The organism is Endozoicomonas sp. SESOKO4, from assembly GCF_024606275.1.
Genome location: NZ_JAHHPS010000248.1, coordinates 1 through 1,807 on the forward strand (window position 1 = coordinate 1; position 1,807 = coordinate 1,807).

Here is a 1,807-nt window from a genome sequence, read left to right on the forward strand (position 1 = left end):
GACAAACACCAGATGACTGAAACACTCTTGGTGAACATGAAAAAAGAGCTGACCAGAAAGCTGCTGTCGAATCAATGGCCTGGCAATGCAGAAACACTGCATAAACGACTCCAGGTCGTCAATATTACCCTGATGAGGCTCTTACAGGAGAGAGGCCTGTATGAATGGGCTGAAAAATTACTGTTCGACATCAGTGACAAACAAGCCAGTGACGGTGAGGATTTCCTTTGCAAGGCCAGTGGAAATGATGAAATTGATATAGCACTGACACGACTCTGGCAGCTAATGGGAAAAAGTGAGCAGGCTGAAAAACTGCTGCTGAGCATGAGTAACAAGCATCAGACTGACAGTATTGAAAGGCTTTGCAGGATCACTGGAAAGCGTGGGGTTGACCTGAATCTGGCCCTACTCTGGCAGGTCATGGAAAAGCTGGAACTTTGTGGAAAACTGCTGCTGAACATGAGTCACAAGCACCCCGGTAACAGTGAAGAAATCCTTTGTCAGCCCTGTGGAGATTATGAAATTGATCTGGCCCTGGTCCGACACTGGGAGCAGATAGGCCAATATAAAATGGCCGAAAAGCTGCTGCTGAACATGGTGGGTAAAGAGCTCAATCAAAATCAGGAAATCCTGTGTCAACCCTGTGGAGATCATGTCCTGGATCTGGCCCTGGCCATACTCTGGCAGTTGATGGGCAACTATGAGTGGGCAGAAAGTGGCTGATTGGAGTCCGCGCTTATGATAAATAGTGACTTTTCTTTCCCATGATCCCTTGCTTTTCTGGCCGTAGATTCTCACCATGCCATCCTTGCTGGCAATCAACACATGGTGGCTATCGGCGCTGAAGGTGGCCGAGCGGATACGATCCTTGGATTGAATGATGATTTTTCGTAACCATGATCCATCGGCCTCCTTGCCATAGATTCTCGCCCTGTGATCCGTGTCCGCAGTCACTAAATGGTGGCCATCGGAGCTTAGGCTCGCTGAAATGACATGACTAAAATCGGGAATGGTACCTTTCTTTTCCCGTGATCCATCAATCTTGCAGCTGTAGATTATTCCCTTGTCATAACAACTGGAGGTGACCACATGATAGCCATCGGTGCTGAGGGTGGTTGGCTGAACAAAAGTAAATGACGAGAAGGCGACTGTAAATTTCCACGATTCATCGGCCTTCCGGCTATGGATTTGCTCAGAGTCAAACATATCCTTAGCCAACAGATGGCGGCCATCGGTGCTGAAGATGGCTGATATGATCGGTAAATTGTGGGTAATACTGGCTTTAAATTGCCATGATTCATCGCACCCTAAGCCATATATTCTCGCAGTGCCATCTCTGCTGGTGGTCACCACATGAAGGCTATCGGTGCTGAAGGCGCATGAAAGGACGGAATCTTTATGGGAAATGATGGCTTTTAATTCCCATGATCCATCCATGGTATGGCCGTAGATGTTCGCTCTGTTGTCTTTACTGGCGGTTACCAGATGGTGGCCATCGGCACTGAGGGCCGCTGAGTTGATCATTGCTTTTTCGTAAATGATGGATTTTGAAACTAAATTAAACTTTTCACAATCAGACATCAGCTTAGTCTTGGTGAAATACAACAGAGCAGGTGAATAAATACTCTTTTGTTGGCGATTTGTGAGTGAATCGACTAACGCCTGATCATTCGTAAATGACTGCAACCAATCACGGAGTTGACTCTCATTTTTTGTCATGATGGTTGCTCTCAATTGATACTGGTGATGAGAAGGAAACTGGCGATACCATGCTTTTGCCAGAGCCTTATCTTCTTTGACAGCATCG

1 protein-coding gene is annotated in these 1,807 nt (G+C 46.7%); it reads right to left on the reverse strand.

Translation table 11 applies throughout. The features are described 5' to 3' along the window. Positions 1 to 405 precede the first annotated feature (405 nt). Positions 406 to 1,807: WD40 repeat domain-containing protein (locus KDK16_RS04515; protein ID WP_257274882.1), on the reverse strand; the 1,402-nt coding region annotated here is incomplete at its 5' end.